Genomic DNA, 18,718 nt, shown 5'->3' with positions numbered 1-18,718 from the left:
ACTACGGGCTGGAGGCGGACCTGTTCGCCGCCGTGCCGGAACTGGTCAAGGCGCTCTAAGGCCGACGGCCTGCCCGTCAGGCCACCGGCGCCAGGTGCGCGTTCACATGCTCGATGTTGTCCTGGTGCGCCGTCAGCATGGCGCCCAGGGCGGCGCGCAGTTCCTCGTCGCCGATCTCCGGCAGCAGCGCCTTCAGCTTCTTCGCCACCCAGCCCTGGCCGCGGTTGAGCAGCGCCAGCCGCGCCGGCAGGTCGGGCAGGGCCATCACCTTGCCGAAGAAGTCGCCGGTGCGGGTGCCGGGCGTGCCGTCCAGGCGGCGGATGGCCGTCATCAGCACGCCGCACCATTGCACCTCGCCGCGGTGGACCTCGCGCATCACCTCGGCCAGCGCGTCGTCCCCGATGCCTTCGCGCAGCAGCGTCAGCGCGACCCGCGCACCGGCGCGCTCGGCCTCCAGCAGTTCGTCGAGGGCCGCGATCAGCGTGTCGTCGCGGCGCCCGGCCTCGGCGCCCGGATCGGCCTGCGACCCCTGCACGAGTTCTGCGCCCAGCCGGTCGGCCGTGTCCAGCGCGATCGCGCGCAGCCGCTCCGCCGCGCCGGCGATGCGGTCGATCCGCGCGGCGCCCTGGCCGGCGTACAGCGCCATCGCCTCCAGGTTGCCGCTGGTCGAGCGCAGCGGCGAGTCGGTGCTGAACATCAGGATCGGCCGGCCGGCGTCGGCGCCGATCGGGATGCGGGCGCCGCTGAAAGGGCTGCCGTGCTCGCCGCGGGTGACGCTGTTGACCAGCACGCGCACGCCGGCGCCGCGCGGCCAGTTGATGTGGAAGTCCTCGGTCAGCAGCGTGTCGCCCTCGCGGGCGTCGACGATGCGCTGCTGGTGGTAGGGGTGGGCGAAGGATTCGTGCGTGGCCAGCAGCGCCGTGCCGAGCATCGCGCCCTGCGCGCCGGCCGACAGCACCGCCGCGACGTCGCCGCCGTCGGCCAGGCCGCCGGCCGCCAGCACCGGGATGCGCACGGCGGCCAGCACCTCGGGCAGCAGCTCGGCCAGCGGCTGCCGGCCGCGCACGTGGCCGCCGGCCTCCATGCCCTGGGCGATCAGCACCTGCGCGCCGGCCTCCTGCGCCGCCAGCGCTTCGGCGGCGCTGCCCACCTGGCACAGCACGCGCGTGCCGGCGGCGCGGCAGCGCTCCACGATCGGCGCGCTCAGGTCCCAGAACAGGCAGACGGCGGGCACTTCCAGCGTCAGCAGCAGGTCGACCTGGCGGCGCAGCAGGCCGGCCTCGGTGGCGGCCGGGATGATGCTCACGCCGAAGGGCCGGTCGGTCGCGGCGCGCACCGCCTGCACCTGCTCGCGGATCAGCGCCGGCGGCTCGCGCACCATGCCCAGCAGGCCGAAGCCGCCGGCGCGCGTCACGGCCGTGACCAGCTCGGCCCGCGCTACGCCGCCCATGCCGGCCAGCACCAGCGGCAGGCGGCAGCCGAGCAGTTCGCACACCGGCCGGTGCAGCACGCCGGCCGCCCGGCGCAGGGCCGGGTCCTCGATGTCCTTCGCGTCCGCCGCCTGCATCACAGGAAGATCGGCTGCGCTTCGATGCCGACCTGGCGCTGGTCGCGCACCGCGCGCACGCCGGGTATGTTCTCCGCCGCCACGCGGGCCGCGTCCTGGTCGGCCCGGCTGCGCGCCACGCCGGCGAAGTACACCACGCCGCCGTGCACGAAGACGCTGGACCAGGCGTCGGACCACCAGGGCTGGCCGTCCAGTTCGTGCAGCAGCCGGGCGCGGATCTGGTCGTCGTCGGCCGGCGCCTGCGGCTGCGGCTCGGATGCGGACGCCATGGCCAGCGCGCGCATCAGGTCGTAGCGCGTGACCAGGCCGGCCAGGCAGCCGCCCTGTACCACCACCACGCGGCGCACGTGGCGCGCCTCGAAGATGGAGGCGATGCGCGAGACGGGGGCGTCCTCTTCCACCTTGACCACGTCGGGGTTCATCACGTCGCGCACGCGGCGGCTGTGCGAGCGGATGTAGGCCTGCGAGCTGCCGTCCGGGCCCACCAGGCGCCGCCACCAGGTGCGCGCGTCGTGCGGCGCGGTGTCGGTGCCGATCTCGTAGCGGTGCAGCAGGTCGCCCTGGCCGACGAAGCCCAGCACCTCGCCGCGTTCGACCACCGGCACGCCGCTGATGCGGTGCTTGAGCAGGATCTCCACCACCTCGTGCAGTTCGGTGTCGGGCTGAACCGAGATCACCGAGCGGGTCATGATGTCGCTGGCTTGCATGTCGTACTCCTCTGAGGCCGTCGTGCCCTGATGCTGCACCCTTGAACGATCTCGGTAAAGCGATATTTATTGGACAATGAATGCGGAAAAATCGCATTCAAAAAGAGGCGCCGACACCGTGGACATCACGCTCGCCCTGACCTTCCTGGAGATCGCGCGCTCGCGCAGCTTCCTGCACGCGGCCGAGCGGCTGCACGTCACGCCGACCACGGTGAGCGCGCGGGTGCGCACGCTGGAGTCGCTGCTGGGCCGGCCGCTGTTCACGCGCAACAAGGCCGGCGCCGCGCTCACGCCGGCCGGCGAGCAGTTCGTGCCGCACGCCAGCCTGCTGGTGCAGGTGTGGGAGCGCGCGCGCCAGCAGGTGGCGGTGCCGGAGGGCCGCCGCGCCGTGCTGTCGGTGGGCTGCGAGGTCAGCCTGTGGGACCCGCTGCTGCTCGACTGGCTGCTGTGGATGCGCTCGGCCGCGCCGCACCTGGCCGCGCGCACCGAGGTCGGCGGCGCCGCCGAGCTGCTGGACAAGGTGGCGGCCGGCGTGCTGGACATCGCGATCGTCTACGCGCCCCGGCAGCGCCCGGGCCTGCGCGTCGAGCTGCTGATCGAGGAGAAGCTGGTGATGGTCACCACCTCGCCGCAGCGCGCCTTTCCGCGGCCGGGCGAATACGTGTACGTCGACTGGGGGCCGGACTTCGCGCTGCAGCACGGCATGGTCTTCGCCGAGCTGTCGAATCCGGGCGTGACGGCCGGGCTGGGGCCGCTGGGCCGCGAATACCTGCTGGCCGCGGGGGGAGCCGGCTACTTCCGCCAGGACGTGGTGCGCGACGACCTGCAGGCCGGCCGGCTGTATCGCGTGAAGGGGGCGCCCGAGTTCCTCTACCCGGCCTATGCGGTCTACGCGGCGGAGGGCGATGCGGCCATCGTCGAACCTGGGCTGGCCGGGTTCCGGCAGGCGGTGCGGCCGAAGGCGGCTTCGCCGCTCAGGCCGCCAGCGCCGACGGCGCCGCGGCCTGCTCGCCGGCCAGCAGGCGGTCGATGATCTCGCGCGAGCGCACGCCGCCGGCGTCGATGTTCAGCTTGAGCAGCTTGCGCTGCGGGTGCGTGCTGATCGAGCGCTGCTGCGCCTCCAGCATCACCTTGTCCTCGGCGAACACGCGGCCCTGGTTCTCGCGGATCTGCGCGGTGAGGTTGCGGTCCTTGACGTTGAAGTTGCGCGCCATGCCCCAGAAGTACCAGTGCGAGGTCTCGGTCTCGGGCGTGATGAAGTCCGTCACGATGCTGTAGACCTTCTTGTCGGCCGGCGCGTCGTAGCCGCCGTGGCCGGCCAGCGCCACGCCGACCTCGATCATCACGTGGCTGGGCGGCGTGAAGCGGCACACCTGCCAGCGGTCCACCGGCTGGTCGTCGGGCAGGTGGTTGCCGCGCAGGTTGGCGCGCCAGAAGGGCGGGGCCATCACGCCCTCCATGAAGCGGCTGGTGATGACCTGCTCGCCCTCGGTGCGGGTCTTGACGGGCGTCTCGTCGATCTCCTTCTGGCCGATGCTGGTGCTGTGCACGTAGGTCTCGTGCGTCAGGTCCATCAGGTTGTCGACCATGAGGCGGTAGTCGGCCGCGATGTGGTACAGGCCGCCGCCGTAGGCCCAGTCGGGGCTGTCGGCCCATTCGAGGTGCGGAATCTTGGCCGGGTCGGCCAGCGCCTGGTCGCCGGGCCAGACCCAGACGAAGCCGTGGCGCTCGACCGCCGCGAAGCGCCCGATGCAGGGGAAGGCCTGCACGCGCTGGCCGGGCATGGCGACCGTGCGGCCTTCCTCGCCCATCACCAGGCCGTGGTAGCCGCACACCAGCTGGCCTTCGCAGACCGTGCCCAGCGACAGGGGCGCGCCGCGGTGCGGGCAGAAATCCTCCAGCGCGACGGCGCGGCCGTCCTGGCCGCGGTAGAAGACCATCGCTTCGCCGCAGATGGTGCGGCCCAGGGGCTTGTCGTCGATCTCGTCGGGCGTGCAGGCGACGTACCAGGCGTTCTTGGGAAACATCGTGGGAACCTCTTCGTGTCGGGGAATGCGCTGGGCCGGATTATGGGAAGAGGCGTCCTCAATGTATACAGAAAATGACTCTATTCGATGTTTATCTAGGGTAAACGAGGATAAATGAACTTGATTCAAGTCGTGATGTATACATATAGACTCTTCGTCCCATGATGACATCCGCGATTCCCACGGCCGAAGGCGGCTCCCAGGCGGTGCGCGCGCAACTGCAGCTGCGCGAGATGATCCTGGCCGGCGAGCTTCCCCCCGGCGAGCGCGTGGGCGAGGTCGCCATCGTCGAGAAGCTGGGCATCTCGCGCACGCCGATCCGCGCGGCGCTGGTGCGGCTGGAGCAGGAAGGGCTGCTGGAGGCGCTGCCGCACGGCGGCTTCGCGGTGCGCTCCTTCTCCGAGCGCGAGGTGGCCGACGCCATCGAGCTGCGCGGCACGCTGGAGGGCCTGCTGGCCCGCGTGGCGGCCGAGCGCGGCGTGCCGTCGGCGCTGCTGGGGGAGGCGCGCGAGGCGCTGGACGAGATCGACGCCGTGCTGGCGCGCCCGCAACTGGACGAGGCCGACTTCACCCGCTACGTGGCGGCCAACGGCCGCTTCCACGCCGCGCTGCTGCGCATGGCCGACAGCCGCGTGCTGGCGCGCGAGGTCGAGCGGGTGGTGCGCATGCCCTTCGCCTCGCCTTCGGCCTTCGTGGTGGTGCAGGCCGACTCGCCCCAGGCGCGCGACATGTTCGTCGTCGCCCAGGCGCAGCACCGCGCCGTGCTCGACGCCATCCAGCGCCGCGAGGGCGCGCGCGCCGAGGCCATCATGCGCGAGCATGCGCGCATCGCGCAGCGCAACCTGCGCGAAGCGTTGCGCCTGCAGCGGCCGCAGGCGCTGCCCGGCGTCGCGCTGATCCGGCCGGAGGCATCCACGTTTACCCGAATGAAATAGCCACGGCCCGGCTATAGCAATCCGCGATAACTGATAGTGCACAGTTCTCTGGACCGCCCCGTCGGCGATCGGCGGAAAATCCGCGCCGTTTCTTGCCTCGCGCAGTGGCGTCCCATCCTTTCGTTTCACAGGAGACCGCAGATGAAGAAAAGAACCCTGATCCAGGCCGCCGTCGCTGCCGCCGCGCTGGCCGCCACGGCCACCGCCTTGGCGCAGGACGCCTTCAAGATCGGCCTGATTCTGCCCATGACGGGCCAGCAGGCCTCCACCGGCCGCCAGATCGAGGCCGCCGCGCGCCTGTACATGGCGCAGCACGGCGACAGCGTGGCCGGACGCAAGATCGAGCTGATCGTCAAGGACGACGTGGCCACGCCCGACGTGACCAAGCGCCTGGCGCAGGAGCTGATCGTCAACGAGAAGGTCAACGTCATCGCCGGCTTCGGCGTCACGCCCGCGGCACTGGCCGCCGCGCCGCTGGCCACGCAGGCCAAGGTGCCCGAGATCGTGATGGCCGCCGCCACCTCCAGCATCACCGAGGCCTCGCCCTACGTGGTGCGCTCCAGCTTCACGCTGCCGCAGGTGTCCGTCTCCATGGCCGACTGGGCGCCCAAGAACGGCATCAAGTCGGTGGTGACGCTGGTGTCCGACTACGGCCCGGGCAACGACGCCGAGAAGTACTTCACCGAACGCTTCGCCGCCAACGGCGGCAAGGTGATCGAGAAGCTGCGCGTGCCGCTGCGCAACCCGGACTTCGCGCCCTTCCTGCAGAAGGTGCGCGACGCCAAGCCCGATGCCCTCTTCGTCTTCGTGCCCTCGGGCGCCGGCGCGGCGGTGATGAAGCAGTTCCTCGAGCGCGGGCTGGACAAGGCCGGCATCAAGCTCATCGCCACCGGCGACGTGACGGACGACGACCAACTCAACGACATGGGCGACGGCGCGCTGGGCGTGGTCACCACGCACCACTACTCGGCGGCGCACCCCTCGGCGCTGAACAAGCAGTTCGTCGAGGCCTTCGAGAAGGCCAACAAGGGCATGCGCCCGAACTTCATGGCCGTGGGCGGCTACGACGGCATGCACCTGATCTACGAGGCGCTGAAGGCCACCGGCGGCAAGGGCGACGGCACCGCACTGGTCGAGAAGATGAAGGGCATGCGCTTCGAGAGCCCGCGCGGCGAGGTCCTGATCGACCCGGCCACGCGCGACATCGTGCAGGACGTGTACCTGCGCAAGGTCGAGAAGAAGGACGGCAAGCTCTACAACGTCGAGTTCGACGTGCTCAAGGCCGTCAAGGACCCCGGCAAGTCCAAGTAAGCGATCCTTCCGCCCGTTCGGGCTGAGCCTGTCGAAGCCTTGTACACCGCCTTCGACGGGTTCGGCCCGAACGGTGTGAGCCTGCTCGGGCCGAACGGTGTGAGACTTCCCGCATGCTGACCATCCTCTTCGACGGCATCGCCTACGGCATGCTGCTGTTCGTGCTCGCCGTCGGCCTCGCCGTGACGCTGGGCCTGATGAACTTCATCAACCTGGCGCACGGCGCCTTCGCCATGGCGGGGGGCTACATCACCGTGTTCGCCATGCAGAAGGCGGGCGTGCCCTTCCTCGCGTGCCTGCCGCTGGCCTTCGTGCTGACGGCGCTGGCCGGCGCCGTGCTGGAGCGGCTGCTGTACCGGCCGATGTACGGCCGGCCGCACCTGGACCAGGTGCTCTTCTCCATCGGCCTGGCCTTCATGGCGGTGGCGGGGCTGGACTACTTCGTCGGCTCCTCGCAGCAGAACATCCACCTGCCCGAGTGGCTGCGCGGGCGCACCGAGATCGGCGACGGCGCCTTCCTGCTGGGCATGGGCCACTACCGCATCTTCATCATCGCGGTGTGCGCGCTGCTGACGGTGGTGCTGCAGGCCATCCTCACCCGCACGCGCTTCGGCAGCCGGCTGCGCGCGGCGGTGGACGACCCGCGCGTGGCCTCGGGCCTGGGCATCAACGTCAACGTGGTGTTCCTGCTCACCTTCGCCGCCGGCTCCGGGCTGGCCGGGCTGGGCGGTGCGCTGGGCGCGGAGATCCTGGGCATGGACCCGACCTTCCCGCTCAAGTACATGATCTATTTCCTCATCGTGGTGGCGGTGGGCGGCACCTCGTCCATCACCGGCCCGCTGATGGCGGCGCTGCTGCTGGGCATCGCCGACGTGGCCGGCAAGTACTACATCCCCAAGATGGGCGCCTTCACGGTGTACCTGCTGATGATCGTGATCCTGATGTGGCGGCCGCAGGGCCTGTTCACCCGCAAGGGGGCCCGCTGATGAGCACACCCGTCACGACAACGCGCGACTGGCAGGCGCCGCTGATGGCCAAGGCGCGCTGGCGCCCGTGGGAGTTCGTCCTGTGGGCCGCCGCCTTCGCGCTGCCGCTGGTCTTCCCCTCGCACTCGCTGATGGTCAACGAGATCGCGATCGTGGCGCTGTTCGCCATGTCGCTGGACCTGATCCTCGGCTACACGGGCATCGTCTCGCTGGGTCATGCGGCCTTCTTCGGCTTCGGCGCCTACGCGGCGGCGCTGTTCGCCAAGCACGTCATGCCCGACCCGACCGTCGGGCTGGTGGTGGCGATCGCGCTGAGCGCGCTGCTCGGGCTGGTGGCCAGCGTCACCATCCTGCGCGGCAGCGACCTCACGCGGCTGATGGTCACGCTCGGCACCGCGCTGCTGCTGCTGGAGCTGGCCAACAAGCTCGACTGGCTCACCGGCGGTGCCGACGGCCTGCAGGGCGTGGTGATGGGGCCGGTGCTCGGCCTGTTCGAGTTCGACCTGTTCGGCCGCACCGCGGCGTGGTATTCGCTCACGGTGCTGCTGCTGCTGTTCGTCGTGATGCGCCACATCGTGCACTCGCCCTTCGGCGCGACGCTCAGGGCCATCCACGACAACCGGCTGCGCGCCATGGCGATCGGCGTGCCGGTGGCCGCGCGCATGGTGACCATCTACACCGTGGCCGCCGCCATCGCCGGCGCCGCCGGCGCGCTGCTGGCGCAGACCACCGGCTTCGCCTCGCTGGACGTGCTGGCCTTCGACCGATCGGCCGACGTGCTGCTGATGCTGGTGATCGGCGGCGTGGGCTGGCTCTACGGCGGCGTGGCCGGCGCCATCGTGTTCAAGCTGCTGCAGGACTGGCTGTCATCGGTGACGCCGCAGTACTGGATGTTCTGGATCGGGCTGATCCTGGTGCTGCTGGTGCTGGTGGGCCGCGAGCGGCTGCTGCGGCCGTGGACCTGGTTCGGGGGAGGGCGCAAGGCATGACGTCCGCCACCGTGTCCAACGTGAACGACGCGCCGGTCGTGCTGGAGGCCCAGGGGCTGGTGATGCGCTTCGGCGGCATCACCGCCACCGACAACGTCTCGCTGCAACTGCGCCGCGGCGCGCGCCATGCATTGATCGGCCCCAACGGCGCCGGCAAGACCACCCTGGTCAACCTGCTGACGGGCGTGCTCGCGCCCACCGCGGGCCGCATCGCGCTGCTGGGCCAGGACGTGACCCGCCTGGCGCCGCACCAGCGCGTGGCGCGCGGGATGGTGCGCACCTTCCAGATCAACCAGCTGTTCGACGCCATGACGCCGCTGGAGACGCTGGCGCTGGTGGTGTCGCAGCAGCAGGGCCTGACGCGCCAGTGGTGGCGGGCGCTGGGCAGCTCGAAGGCGGTGGCCGAGCGCGCCGGCGCGCTGCTGGAGCAGTTCCACCTGGCCGACGTGGCGCAGCAGAAGGTGCAGCACCTGGCCTACGGCAAGCGCCGCCTGCTGGAGATCGCCATCGCGCTGGCCTGCGAGCCGCGCGTGCTGCTGCTGGACGAGCCCGTGGCCGGCGTGCCGCCGGGCGAACGCGAGGAACTGCTGGCCACCGTCGCGGCCCTGCCGGCCGACGTCTCGGTGCTGCTCATCGAACACGACATGGACCTGGTCTTCAGCTTCGCCGACCGCATGACGGTGCTGGTCAACGGCGCCCTGCTCACCGAGGGCACGCCCGACGAGATCGCCGCCGATGCGCGCGTGCGCGAGGTGTACTTGGGGCATGGGGAGGCCGCGCATGGCTGAACTGCTCGAAGTCGAGAACCTCAGCGCCGGCTACGGCGAGGCGGTGGTGCTCGACGGCATCTCGCTCGCGCTGGGCGAGGGCCGCACGCTGGCCCTGCTGGGCCGCAACGGCACCGGCAAGACCACCTTCATCGACACCCTGGCCGGCGCCACGCGCCAGCACGGCGGCAGCATCCGCCTGGGCGGGCAGCGCATCGACGGACTGGCCTCGCACCTGCGCGCGGCCGCCGGCATCGGCTGGGTGCCGCAGGAGCGCAACATCTTCAAGTCGCTGACGGTGCACGAGAACCTGACGGCCGTGGCCCGGCCCGGTGCCTGGACGCCGGCGCGCGCCTACGAGATGTTCCCGCGGCTGGCCGAGCGCAAGGGCAACCTGGGCACGCAGCTCTCGGGCGGCGAGCAGCAGATGCTGGCGGTGGCCCGCGCGCTGGTGGTCAACCCGCGCCTGCTCCTGCTGGACGAGCCGCTGGAAGGCCTGGCGCCGATCATCGTCGAGGAGTTGCTGCGCGCCATCCGCCGCATCACGCAGGGCGAGGGGCTGGCCGCCATCATCGTGGAACAGCACCCGCAGGCGATCCTCGCGATCTCCGACGAGGCGGTGGTGCTGGACCATGGCACCATCGTGCATCGCGACGCGGCGGCCACCCTGGCGTCGCAGCCCGAGGTGCTGGACCGGCTGCTCGGCGTCGCGCGATAGAGCGCCGCGGCCCGCGCGGCGCACGGCAAGGAGTCCCGCCATGTCCCGTGTCCTGGTGCGCAGTTTCGGTGTCTCGCTCGACGGCTTCGCCGCCGGGCCCGACCAGAGCCTCGAACATCCCCTCGGGGTGCGCGGCGTCGAACTGGTGGATTGGTTCTTCCCGACCCGCGTGTGGCAGCGCATGCAGGGGCAGGGCGAGGGCGAGACCGGCGTGGACAACCGCATCGCCGAGCTGGGCTTCGCCGAGGTCGGCGCCTGGATCCTCGGGCGCAACATGTTCGGCCCGGTGCGCGGCCCCTGGCCCGACGAATCCTGGCGCGGCTGGTGGGGCGAGGAGCCGCCCTACCACGTGCCCGTCTTCGTGCTCACCCACCATGCCCGCGCGCCGCTGGCGATGCAGGGCGGCACCACCTTCCACTTCGTCACCGGCGGCATCGAGGAGGCGCTGGCCCGCGCGAAGGAGGCGGCCGGCGGGCGCGACGTGCGCATCGGCGGCGGCACGTCCACCGTGCGGCAGTACCTGCAGGCGGGCCTGATCGACGAACTGCACCTGGCGCTGCGCCCGGTGCTGATGGGCCGCGGCGAGGCGCTGTTCCAGGGGCTGGACCTGCCGGCGCTCGGCTACGTGTGCGACCGCCAGGAGCCGGGCGAGCGCGCCACGCACGTCTTCCTGCGGCGCCGCGCCTGAATGCCGCCGGACAGGCCGGCCTAGGCGATGTGGCCGATGGCGCGCACTGCAGCGCGCCGGCAGACTTCCGGGATGGCCGAACCCGCACCCCAGCCCTACCAGCTCGCCAGCTTTCCGGCGCTCGACAAGCCCTTCAATACACCCGGCGAGGCGGCGCGTGCGGCGCTGCAGGCCCTGCTGATCCACTCCATCGCCACGCGCAACGAGTACGGCGGCATGATCTGCAGGCTGCGCGGCAAGTACTACGTGATGCCCTACGTCGAGGGCGAGCGCAACAGCGTGAGCGTGGGCCAGGATGCGCCGGACAAGGGCTGCCCCATCGAGGGCGCCGTGCCGGTGGCCTACTACCACACCCATCCCAACGTGGCGGGCGCCGGCTTCACCATGAAGCCGGACGAGATGTCGCCCGAGGACGAGGCCGTGGCCAGGGGCGCGCGCATCGATGCCTACATGGGCAGCATCAGCGGCCTGTACCTGAAGTTCAACCACAAGACCGGCAAGACCTATGTGGCCGGCCCGCGGCTGATCAATTCGGAGCCGCCCTCGCCGCCGCCCGCGAAGAAGCCCCAGACCAGGCAGAAGGGCCTGCCGCCCAAGACCATCAAGGTCGCGCCGCCGCTTTGAGCGGGTGCGGGCGCCGGGCGGCTCAGCGCTGCCGGCGGCGCACCGGGGCCGCGGCGGCCGCAGGCGGCGGCGCCGCGCGGCTCGCCGCCTCCAGATGCTCCACCAGCATCCGCGCCGCGGGCGAGAGCGAATCCTCGTCGCGGAAGCAGATGACGATGCGCCGGTGCGCCCACGGGTCGGCCAGCGGCACCACGCGCACGCCCACGGTCTGCGCGATCGGCTCCGCCACCTCGCGCGGCACCACCGCGATGCCCAGTCCCGCGCGCACGCAGCGCAGCGAGGCGTCGAAAGTGGACACCACCGCCCGGTAGTGCAGCGGCCGCCCGGCGATGGCCGCGGCGCGCGCCAGCATGCTGTGCACCGCGGTGGAGGCGGGCAGGCCCACGTGCTCGCAGGCCAGCGTCTCCTCGAAGCGGCACTCGGCCTGCCGTGCCAGCGGGTGCGAGGGCGGGGCGATGATGGCCAGGCGGTCGTGCCGGTAGGTCCGCGTCTGCAGGCCCTCCAGGTCGGCCGCGTCCCAGCACACGCCCAGCGTCGCCACGCCCTCGCGGATCGCGCGCACCAGGTCGCGGCTCAGCGCCTCCTCGATGTCCACGCGGATCTCGCGGTGCGCCGGCGCCTGCAGGAAGCGCGCGATGTCGTCGGGCAAAAACTCCGCGATGGTCGAGACGGTGGCCAGCATGCGCACCAGCCCCTTCACGCCGCGGCCGTAGGCGGCCATGTCGCGCGCCACGCGGTCGGCGCCGGCCAGCATGCCGCGCGCGTGCTCCAGCAGAATCTCGCCGGCCGGCGTCGGCACCACGCCGCGGCGGCGCCGCTCGAACAGCGGCGCGCCCACCGTGGCTTCGAGCTGCGCGAGGCGCTTGCTCACGGCCGAGGCCACGATGTGCTGGCGCTCGGCGGCGCGGGCGATGTTGCGCGTCTCGCAGACGGCGACGAACAGGCGCAGGCTGGTGAGGTCGAGGTCGCGCATGGCGGGCGTAGCGTTCCGATCGGGAATGTCTGGCGTTCCAGATTACCGCTTTTGAGATGAATCGGGAATGCCTAAAGTCGCCCCGAAAGGAGACCACGTCCGATGATCCCCACGAAGCTGCCCGCCCGCGCCGTGATCCGCGAGGTCGGCCTGCGCGACGGCCTGCAGAGCATCGCCACCGTGCTGCCCACCGGGCGCAAGCGCGAATGGATCGCCGCCGCCCACGCCGCCGGCCAGCGCGAGATCGAGGTCGGCTCCTTCGTGCCGGCGCGCCTGCTGCCGCAACTGGCCGACACCGCCGAGCTGGTGGCCTATGCGAAGACGCTGCCGCAGCTCTTCGTCTCGGTGCTGGTGCCCAACCTGCGCGGCGCAGAGAACGCCATCGCCGCCGAAGCCGACCTGATGATCGTGCCCCTGTCGGCCAGCCACGCCCACAGCCTGGCCAACCTGCGCCGGACGCCCGACGAGGTGGTGGCCGAGGTGGCGAAGATGCGCGCCGCGCGCGACGCCGCCGGCAGCCGCACGCTCATCGAGGGTGGCGTCGGCACCGCCTTCGGCTGCACGCTGCAGGGCGAGGTGAAGCCGGCCGAGGTGCTGCGCCTGATGCAGGCCCTGCTCGACGCCGGCGCCGACCGCGTGAGCCTGGCCGACACCGTGGGCTATGCCGACCCGGCGCAGGTGCGCCGCCTGTTCGAGCAGGCCGTGCACATTGCCGGCGAGCGCTTCTGGTGCGGCCACTTCCACGATACGCGCGGCCTGGGCCTGGCCAACGTGTACGCCGCGCTGGAAGTGGGCGTGGCCCGCTTCGACGCCTGCCTGGCCGGCATCGGCGGCTGCCCGCACGCGCCCGGCGCCAGCGGCAACGTCTCCACCGAAGACCTGGCCTACATGCTCGGCAGCATGGGCATCGCCACCGGGCTGGACATCGGCGCGCTGCTGGCCTTGCGCAAGCGCGTGGCCGGCTGGCTGGCCGGCGAGACGCTGCACGGCACGCTGTGGCGCGCCGGGCTGCCCAAGACCTTCGCGCCGCAGCCGCTGCCCGCGGCCGCCTGACCCCGCTTACTTTTCCCCGACGAGGAGTCCATGCCTGAAGACACCCCCCTGCCGCTGGCCGGCATCCGCGTGCTCGAGTTCTCGCACATGGTGATGGGTCCGACCTGCGGAATGATCCTGGCCGACCTGGGCGCCGAGGTCATCAAGGTCGAGCCGCCCGGCGGCGACCGCACCCGCCGGCTGCCCGGCCTGGGCATCGGCTTCTTCCGCAGCTTCAACCGCAACAAGAAGAGCGTCGTCATCGACATCTCGACCGACGAGGGCGCCGCCACCGCCGCCGGGCTGGCGCGCCAATGCGACGTGGTGGTCGAGAACTTCCGCCCCGGCCTGATGCGCGAGCGCGGGCTGGACTACGAGACGCTCAGCCGCGGGGCGCCGCACCTGGTCTACGCCTCGCACAAGGGCTTCCTGCCCGGCCCCTACGAGAAGCGCCTGGCGCTGGACGAGGTGGTGCAGATGATGGGCGGCCTGTCGTACATGACCGGCCCCGAGGGGCGCCCGCTGCGCGCCGGCACCAGCGTCAACGACATCATGGGCGGCATGTTCGGCGCCATCGGCGTGCTGGCCGCGCTGCGCGAGCGCGAGCGCACCGGCCGCGGGCAGGAAGTGCAGAGCGCGCTGTTCGAGAACTGCGTGTTCCTCTGCGCGCAGCACATGCAGCAGTTCGCGATGACCGGCGAGGCGCCGCCGCCGATGCCCTCGCGCGTCTCGGCCTGGAGCGTGTACGACGTGTTCACCCTCGCGGGCGGCGAGCAGCTCTTCATCGGTGCCGTCAGCGACAAGCAGTTCGCCACCCTGTGCCGCGTGCTGGAGGCGCACGAGCTGGCCGCCGACCCGCAACTGGCCGACAACGCCAGCCGCGTGGCGGTGCGCCCGCAGCTCCTGCAGCGCCTGGGCGCGATCCTGCAGCACCACCGCGCGGCTGAGCTGGCGCCGAAGCTGGAAGCCGCCGGCGTGCCTTATGCACCCATCGTGCGGCCCGACCAGCTGCTGGACGATCCGCACCTGCGGCAAAGCGGCGGCCTGGTGCCGATGCGCAACGAGGAGGGCGGCCAGAGCGATGCGGTGCTGCTGCCGCTGCAGATGGGCGGGCGCCGGCCCGGCGTGCGCCGGCCGCTGCCGCGCGTGGGCGAGCACACCGAGGAGATCCTCGCGGGGCTGCGATCCGCCGCCCCGGCCTGAGCACCACGCATCACCGAGACGAACCAAGGAGACACCACCCCATGAACATCACATCCCCCTTCGCCCTTTCCCGCCGCCACCTGCTGGGCCTGGCCGGCGCGCTGGCGCTGCCGCGCGCGGCCCTGGCCCAGCCCGACAAGCCGATCCGCATCGTGCTGCCGATCAGCGCCGGTTCGGGCGTGGACGCCATCGCCCGCGCCGCCGCGCCCGCGCTGGGCCAGGCCTTCGGCCAGCCGGTGGTGATCGAGAACCTGCCCGGCGCCGGCGGCATCACCGGCGCCGCGGTGGTCGCCAAGGCCGCGCCCGACGGGCTGACGCTGGGCATGGTCTCCAACAACCACGTCATCAACCCGGCCGTCTACAAGAAGATGCCCTTCGACGCGATCGAGGACTTCACGCCCATCAGCGTGGTCGGCGCCACGCCGCTGGTGCTGCTGGTCAACCCCAAGGTGCCGGCGAAGAACGTGCCCGAGCTGGTCGCGCCGCTCAAGGGCAAGCCCGACGGCTACAACTACGCCTCCTCGGGCAACGGCACCATCATCCACCTGGCCGGCGAGATGTTCATGGACGAGGCCGGCGTGAAGGCGCGCCACATCCCCTACAAGGGCACCGGCCCGATGGTCACCGACATGATCGCCGGCCAAGTCGAGATCGGTGTGGTCGCGCTGCCGGCGGCGCAGCCGCACATGAAGAGCGGCGCGCTGCGCGCCGTCGGCCTGTGCGGCCCGGCGCGCTCGCCGGCGGCGCCGGACCTGCCGACCATCGCCGAGCAGGGCCTGCCCGGCTACAGCGTCGAGGGCTGGTTCGCCTTCGTCGGCCCGGCGAAGCTGCCCGCGGCCGAGGTCCGGCGCGCGCACGACGCGATCACCACCGCCTTCGCCGCGCCCGAGGTGGCGGAGGCGATGCGCAAGCAGGGCAACGTCATCCACCCCGGCACGCCGCAGGAGGCGGCAGCGTATTTCCGCAGCGAGGCGGCCCGCTACGCCGCGCTGGTAAAGAAAGCCAATGTCGTACTGGAGTAGGACCCTCCCGACAGCGCCGGCAGCCAAAGGCCGACGCGACAGGGGGGCGGGGGAGGGACAGACGCGGCGTGCGGTCATCCCTAGAGTGGTGGTTTGACCCGACCATTGGGAGACCCCGACATGACCTCATTCTTCCCCCGACTCTCCACCCTGGCTGCCGTGCTCGCGGCAGGCGCCCTGATCACGGCTTGCGGCAAGGGCCCCGACGGTGCTCCCACGCCCGACTCGGCCAGCCCGCCGCCCCCGGCGGCTGCACCGGCGCCCGCCATGCCCAGTTCGCCGGCGGCGCCCGCGAGCCCCAGCGAGCCGTCCGGCGCCGCGCCGGGAACACCTGCCACCCCGGCACCGGCGCCCGGTTCGGGCGAAGGCGCACCGGCCTCCACGGACCCGTCGCAGCCCAAGTGATCCCCCGCGCCGCCCCCGCGCACGGCGGGGCGGACAGGTGAGGCCGGCCGCATCCCGGCCGGCTGGGTGATGGCCACCGCCTGCCCGTCCTGCGGCCAGCGCAACCGCGACAAGGCGCTGCGCTGCGCGCGCTGCGGCGCGCCGCTGGGCGCCGAGCCGACCGCAGCGGCGATGCCTGCTGCGCCGGAAAGCGGGGTACCTGACTGGCGCGCGGATGCTGCAGACGACCCGCGCGCCGGCGATGGCCGTGCCCGGGATCGTCGCGCCGCGTCAGGCACGGGCATGGCTTGGCTGCCGTGGGCGATTGCCGGCATCGCGGCGGCGGTGGCCGGCTACGTCGTGCTGAACCGTCCGGCGCCGGCGCCTTCCGCGGGCGAAGAGGCGCCTGCTGCGGTCGCTGCGCCGTCGCCTGCACCTGCGGCGGCGCCGGCTGCTGCCGTGCCGGCTCCTGCGCCAGTCGAGCCGTCGCAGGCCAAGGCCGCACCGCCGCCCGCCCCGCGCGAGGCTGACCGCGCCGTGGCGCCTGCGCGCCCTCGAAACGTGCGCCGCGAACCACCACCCGAGACACGCGCCGCGGCTGCCCCGCGGCGGGCGTCCCCGCGCGAAGAAGCGGCGCCGGTTCCGTCCGCGCCGCCGCCCGGCGACGCCATGGCGCCTGCCGACTCACCTTGGGTGAGTCCGCCTCCGGCGCGGGAGGCGACCAACACCGCCGCACCCGGCTATCGCGATGCCGGCCCGCCGGTCGTGATCGGGCCCGGCCCGCGCGTCATGCCGCCGGCGTTCGCCGAGTCGGACGATCCGCGCGCCCCGGCGGTGCGAGGCGATCCCGGCCCGCCCCCGGCGGCCGGCCCCGGGCCGCGGTACGACTTCGGTTCGCCCGGCGCCGCGCGGCGCTGAACGCCGCGAACCCCGGCAGGCCGCGCCTGCTCAGCCCGCCTGCACTGCGCGGCCGATCTCCGGCCAGCGGCGATGCAGCCACACCCACGACAGCAGGCCCACCCCCAGCATCGTGATGCAGGTCAGCGCCAGCGCGAAGGGCGAGTGCATCACCAGCGGCGCGATCACGCCCGCCACCAGGCCGTTGGCGGTGGAGCCGATCACCGCCTGCAGCGACGAGGCCATGCCGCGCCGCTCCGGGTGCAGGTCCAGCACCAGCAGCGTGACCACCGGCACCATCAGCGCCCAGCCGTAGGCGAAGACGGTCAGCGGCCAGATCGCCCACCAGGCCTGGGGCCAGAAGAAGGTGTTGGCCACCAGGTTCACCGCCGCCGCCACCAGCATGATGAGGAAGCCGTCGCGGATCTGCCGCTTGGGCGTGAGCTTGCCGGCCTTGCGCCCGCTGGCGCGCGCGCCAAGCATGATGCCGCTGATGTTCAGCACGAAGAACCAGAAGAACTGCGTGGGCTCCAGCCCCAGGTGATGGCCGAGGAAGGCGGGCGCCGCCAGCACGTAGAGGAACATGCCGTTGAAGGGCACGCCGCTGGCCAGCGCCAGCAGCAGGAAGCGCGGGTCGGAGCACAGCTGCCAGTAGCCGCGCATCAGGTCGCGCACCGCGAAGCGCTGGCGGTGCGCCACGTGCAGCGTCTCCGGCAGCAGCCGCCAGTTGGCTGCCCACAGCACCAGCCCCACGCCGACCAGGAACCAGAACACGCTGTGCCAGCCCAGGTGCGCGAACAGCAGCCCGCCGACGATCGGCGCGATGGCCGGCGCGACGCCGAAGAAGATGGTGACCTGGCTCATCACCTTCTGCGCCTCGGCCGGCGGGAACATGTCGCGGATGACGGCGCGCGAGACGACGATGCCCGCGCCGGTCGACAGGCCCTGCAGCGCGCGGAAGAACACCAGCTGCCCGATGGTCTGCGACAGCGCGCAGCCCAGCGAGGCCAGCGTGAACACCGCCAGCCCCCACAGCACCACCGGCCGGCGGCCGAAGCTGTCCGACAGCGCGCCGTGGAACAGGTTCATGAAGGCGAAGCCGAACAGGTAGGCCGACAGCGTCTGCTGCATCTCGCCCGGCGTCGCGCCGATCGACTGCTGGATGCCGGCGAAGGCCGGGATGTAGGTGTCGATGGAAAAGGGGCCCAGCATGCCCAGCACCGCGAGCAGGACGGCCAGCGCCCAGCGCGGGGCGCGCCACAGGTGGGCGGCGTCGGGGTTCATGCGGGAAGTCTCCGTTTCACTCGAAAAAAGAAGAGCGCCCCGCGCCCAGTGGATGGGCGCCGCGGGCGCTGGGTCTGCAGGCGGTGTGGCTTACAGGCTGTCGATGAAGCTGCGCAGCTTGTCGCTGCGGCTCGGGTGCTTGAGCTTGCGCAGCGCCTTCGCCTCGATCTGGCGGATGCGCTCGCGCGTCACGTCGAACTGCTTGCCCACCTCTTCCAGCGTGTGGTCGGTGGACATCTCGATGCCGAAGCGCATGCGCAGCACCTTGGCCTCGCGCGGGGTGAGCGAGTCGAGGATGTCCTTCACCACGTCGCGCAGGCCGGCCTGCATGGCCGCCTCGATCGGCGCGGTGTTGTTGGTGTCCTCGATGAAGTCGCCCAGGTGCGAGTCGTCGTCGTCGCCGATCGGCGTCTCCATGGAGATCGGCTCCTTGGCGATCTTCATGATCTTGCGGATCTTGTCCTCGGGGATCTCCATGCGCTCGGCCAGGATGGACGCATCGGGCTCGAAGCCGAACTCCTGCAGGTGCTGGCGGCTGATGCGGTTCATCTTGTTGATCGTCTCGATCATGTGCACCGGGATGCGGATGGTGCGCGCCTGGTCG

19 protein-coding genes are annotated in these 18,718 nt (G+C 71.9%); 13 read left to right on the top strand and 6 right to left on the bottom strand.

Annotated features, from left to right (window positions below; translation table 11 throughout):
• Positions 1-76: 76 nt before the first annotated feature.
• Both ACIY1X_RS14790 and ACIY1X_RS14785 read right to left on the bottom strand, forming a co-directional pair.
• Positions 77-1,567, bottom strand: coding sequence for a nitronate monooxygenase (locus ACIY1X_RS14790; protein WP_399681715.1), 1,491 nt, complete (start codon positions 1,565-1,567; stop codon positions 77-79).
• Positions 1,567-2,274 (bottom strand): CBS domain-containing protein, encoded by a 708-nt coding sequence (locus tag ACIY1X_RS14785; RefSeq protein ID WP_399681713.1) that lies wholly within the window; start codon positions 2,272-2,274, stop codon positions 1,567-1,569. The genes ACIY1X_RS14790 and ACIY1X_RS14785 overlap by 1 nt, the downstream gene beginning before the upstream one ends.
• Positions 2,275-2,392: 118 nt before the next feature.
• On the opposite strand from ACIY1X_RS14785, the gene ACIY1X_RS14780 reads away from it, so the two are divergent.
• Complete coding sequence (locus ACIY1X_RS14780) at positions 2,393-3,307, top strand: LysR family transcriptional regulator (protein WP_399681710.1); 915 nt, start codon at positions 2,393-2,395, stop codon at positions 3,305-3,307.
• Here the strand turns inward: ACIY1X_RS14780 and ACIY1X_RS14775 are convergent.
• Entirely contained in the window at positions 3,249-4,301 is a 1,053-nt protein-coding gene (locus tag ACIY1X_RS14775) for a Rieske 2Fe-2S domain-containing protein (RefSeq protein ID WP_399681707.1), read from the bottom strand. The genes ACIY1X_RS14780 and ACIY1X_RS14775 overlap by 59 nt on opposite strands.
• A 161-nt stretch (positions 4,302-4,462) precedes the next feature.
• Here ACIY1X_RS14775 and ACIY1X_RS14770 point away from each other — a divergent pair, with 161 nt between their 5' ends.
• The 8 genes from ACIY1X_RS14770 (at position 4,463) to ACIY1X_RS14735 (ending at position 11,319) form a co-directional block, all read left to right on the top strand.
• Positions 4,463-5,236 carry a GntR family transcriptional regulator gene (locus tag ACIY1X_RS14770; protein WP_399681706.1) on the top strand — a complete coding sequence of 258 codons (774 nt, stop codon included), beginning with the start codon at positions 4,463-4,465 and terminating at the stop codon, positions 5,234-5,236.
• A 141-nt stretch (positions 5,237-5,377) separates the two neighbouring features.
• The gene (locus ACIY1X_RS14765; protein WP_399681703.1) at positions 5,378-6,547 is read left to right on the top strand and encodes an ABC transporter substrate-binding protein; all 1,170 of its coding nucleotides are present in this window, start codon (positions 5,378-5,380) and stop codon (positions 6,545-6,547) included.
• A 113-nt stretch (positions 6,548-6,660) separates the two neighbouring features.
• A complete protein-coding gene (locus ACIY1X_RS14760; protein WP_038209299.1) occupies positions 6,661-7,533 on the top strand; it encodes a branched-chain amino acid ABC transporter permease in 873 nt (290 codons plus the stop codon).
• Positions 7,533-8,522 (top strand): branched-chain amino acid ABC transporter permease, encoded by a 990-nt coding sequence (locus tag ACIY1X_RS14755; protein WP_399681702.1) that lies wholly within the window; start codon positions 7,533-7,535, stop codon positions 8,520-8,522. Before ACIY1X_RS14760 ends, ACIY1X_RS14755 begins: the two co-directional genes overlap by 1 nt.
• Positions 8,519-9,310 (top strand): ABC transporter ATP-binding protein, encoded by a 792-nt coding sequence (locus ACIY1X_RS14750; protein ID WP_399681700.1) that lies wholly within the window; start codon positions 8,519-8,521, stop codon positions 9,308-9,310. Before ACIY1X_RS14755 ends, ACIY1X_RS14750 begins: the two co-directional genes overlap by 4 nt.
• Positions 9,303-10,007 carry an ABC transporter ATP-binding protein gene (locus ACIY1X_RS14745; protein ID WP_038209305.1) on the top strand — a complete coding sequence of 235 codons (705 nt, stop codon included), beginning with the start codon at positions 9,303-9,305 and terminating at the stop codon, positions 10,005-10,007. The genes ACIY1X_RS14750 and ACIY1X_RS14745 overlap by 8 nt, the downstream gene beginning before the upstream one ends.
• 40 nt (positions 10,008-10,047) lie before the next feature.
• Positions 10,048-10,695 carry a dihydrofolate reductase family protein gene (locus tag ACIY1X_RS14740; RefSeq protein WP_399681697.1) on the top strand — a complete coding sequence of 216 codons (648 nt, stop codon included), beginning with the start codon at positions 10,048-10,050 and terminating at the stop codon, positions 10,693-10,695.
• Positions 10,696-10,767: 72 nt separating this feature from the next.
• Positions 10,768-11,319 carry a DUF4329 domain-containing protein gene (locus ACIY1X_RS14735; protein ID WP_399681694.1) on the top strand — a complete coding sequence of 184 codons (552 nt, stop codon included), beginning with the start codon at positions 10,768-10,770 and terminating at the stop codon, positions 11,317-11,319.
• Positions 11,320-11,341: 22 nt separating this feature from the next.
• On the opposite strand, the gene ACIY1X_RS14730 is transcribed toward ACIY1X_RS14735, so the two are convergent.
• Positions 11,342-12,292 carry a LysR family transcriptional regulator gene (locus ACIY1X_RS14730; RefSeq protein ID WP_399681692.1) on the bottom strand — a complete coding sequence of 317 codons (951 nt, stop codon included), beginning with the start codon at positions 12,290-12,292 and terminating at the stop codon, positions 11,342-11,344.
• Positions 12,293-12,394: 102 nt separating this feature from the next.
• On the opposite strand from ACIY1X_RS14730, the gene ACIY1X_RS14725 reads away from it, so the two are divergent.
• From ACIY1X_RS14725 to ACIY1X_RS14710, 4 genes are all read left to right on the top strand, one after another.
• Positions 12,395-13,345, top strand: coding sequence for a hydroxymethylglutaryl-CoA lyase (locus ACIY1X_RS14725; RefSeq protein ID WP_399681689.1), 951 nt, complete (start codon positions 12,395-12,397; stop codon positions 13,343-13,345).
• Between the two features lie 30 nt (positions 13,346-13,375).
• Positions 13,376-14,527, top strand: a complete 1,152-nt coding sequence (locus ACIY1X_RS14720; RefSeq protein ID WP_399681687.1) for a CaiB/BaiF CoA transferase family protein — start codon at positions 13,376-13,378, stop codon at positions 14,525-14,527.
• Positions 14,528-14,568: 41 nt separating this feature from the next.
• Complete coding sequence (locus tag ACIY1X_RS14715) at positions 14,569-15,549, top strand: tripartite tricarboxylate transporter substrate binding protein (RefSeq protein ID WP_399681685.1); 981 nt, start codon at positions 14,569-14,571, stop codon at positions 15,547-15,549.
• A gap of 474 nt (positions 15,550-16,023) precedes the next feature.
• Positions 16,024-16,851 carry a hypothetical protein gene (locus tag ACIY1X_RS14710; protein ID WP_399681683.1) on the top strand — a complete coding sequence of 276 codons (828 nt, stop codon included), beginning with the start codon at positions 16,024-16,026 and terminating at the stop codon, positions 16,849-16,851.
• Positions 16,852-16,881: 30 nt separating this feature from the next.
• Here ACIY1X_RS14710 and ACIY1X_RS14705 read toward each other — a convergent pair whose 3' ends face one another.
• Together ACIY1X_RS14705 and ACIY1X_RS14700 are read right to left on the bottom strand one after the other, a co-directional pair.
• Entirely contained in the window at positions 16,882-18,114 is a 1,233-nt protein-coding gene (locus tag ACIY1X_RS14705; protein ID WP_399681680.1) for a multidrug effflux MFS transporter, read from the bottom strand.
• Positions 18,115-18,204: 90 nt separating this feature from the next.
• The coding region (locus ACIY1X_RS14700; protein WP_399681678.1) for a sigma-70 family RNA polymerase sigma factor at positions 18,205-18,718 on the bottom strand (514 nt) is incomplete at its 5' end.

Origin of the sequence: Xenophilus sp. (assembly GCF_044462705.1) — a bacterium.
GTDB lineage: Bacteria > Pseudomonadota > Gammaproteobacteria > Burkholderiales > Burkholderiaceae_C > Xenophilus > Xenophilus azovorans.
The sequence above is the reverse complement of the archived record's forward strand: the minus strand, read 5'-3'. Positions and strand labels throughout refer to the sequence as shown.

Excerpts from the sequence above, each read along its gene's own strand:
- ACIY1X_RS14790 (WP_399681715.1), bottom strand. The coding sequence starts at position 1,567 with ATGCAGGCGGCGGACGCGAAGGACATCGAGGACCCGGCCCTGCGCCGG.
- ACIY1X_RS14785 (WP_399681713.1), bottom strand. The coding sequence starts at position 2,274 with ATGCAAGCCAGCGACATCATGACCCGCTCGGTGATCTCGGTTCAGCCC.
- ACIY1X_RS14775 (WP_399681707.1), bottom strand. The coding sequence starts at position 4,301 with ATGTTTCCCAAGAACGCCTGGTACGTCGCCTGCACGCCCGACGAGATC.
- ACIY1X_RS14770 (WP_399681706.1), top strand. The coding sequence starts at position 4,463 with ATGATGACATCCGCGATTCCCACGGCCGAAGGCGGCTCCCAGGCGGTG.
- ACIY1X_RS14765 (WP_399681703.1), top strand. The coding sequence starts at position 5,378 with ATGAAGAAAAGAACCCTGATCCAGGCCGCCGTCGCTGCCGCCGCGCTG.
- ACIY1X_RS14760 (WP_038209299.1), top strand. The coding sequence starts at position 6,661 with ATGCTGACCATCCTCTTCGACGGCATCGCCTACGGCATGCTGCTGTTC.
- ACIY1X_RS14755 (WP_399681702.1), top strand. The coding sequence starts at position 7,533 with ATGAGCACACCCGTCACGACAACGCGCGACTGGCAGGCGCCGCTGATG.
- ACIY1X_RS14750 (WP_399681700.1), top strand. The coding sequence starts at position 8,519 with ATGACGTCCGCCACCGTGTCCAACGTGAACGACGCGCCGGTCGTGCTG.
- ACIY1X_RS14745 (WP_038209305.1), top strand. The coding sequence starts at position 9,303 with ATGGCTGAACTGCTCGAAGTCGAGAACCTCAGCGCCGGCTACGGCGAG.
- ACIY1X_RS14740 (WP_399681697.1), top strand. The coding sequence starts at position 10,048 with ATGTCCCGTGTCCTGGTGCGCAGTTTCGGTGTCTCGCTCGACGGCTTC.
- ACIY1X_RS14735 (WP_399681694.1), top strand. The coding sequence starts at position 10,768 with ATGGCCGAACCCGCACCCCAGCCCTACCAGCTCGCCAGCTTTCCGGCG.
- ACIY1X_RS14730 (WP_399681692.1), bottom strand. The coding sequence starts at position 12,292 with ATGCGCGACCTCGACCTCACCAGCCTGCGCCTGTTCGTCGCCGTCTGC.
- ACIY1X_RS14725 (WP_399681689.1), top strand. The coding sequence starts at position 12,395 with ATGATCCCCACGAAGCTGCCCGCCCGCGCCGTGATCCGCGAGGTCGGC.
- ACIY1X_RS14720 (WP_399681687.1), top strand. The coding sequence starts at position 13,376 with ATGCCTGAAGACACCCCCCTGCCGCTGGCCGGCATCCGCGTGCTCGAG.
- ACIY1X_RS14715 (WP_399681685.1), top strand. The coding sequence starts at position 14,569 with ATGAACATCACATCCCCCTTCGCCCTTTCCCGCCGCCACCTGCTGGGC.
- ACIY1X_RS14710 (WP_399681683.1), top strand. The coding sequence starts at position 16,024 with ATGGCCACCGCCTGCCCGTCCTGCGGCCAGCGCAACCGCGACAAGGCG.
- ACIY1X_RS14705 (WP_399681680.1), bottom strand. The coding sequence starts at position 18,114 with ATGAACCCCGACGCCGCCCACCTGTGGCGCGCCCCGCGCTGGGCGCTG.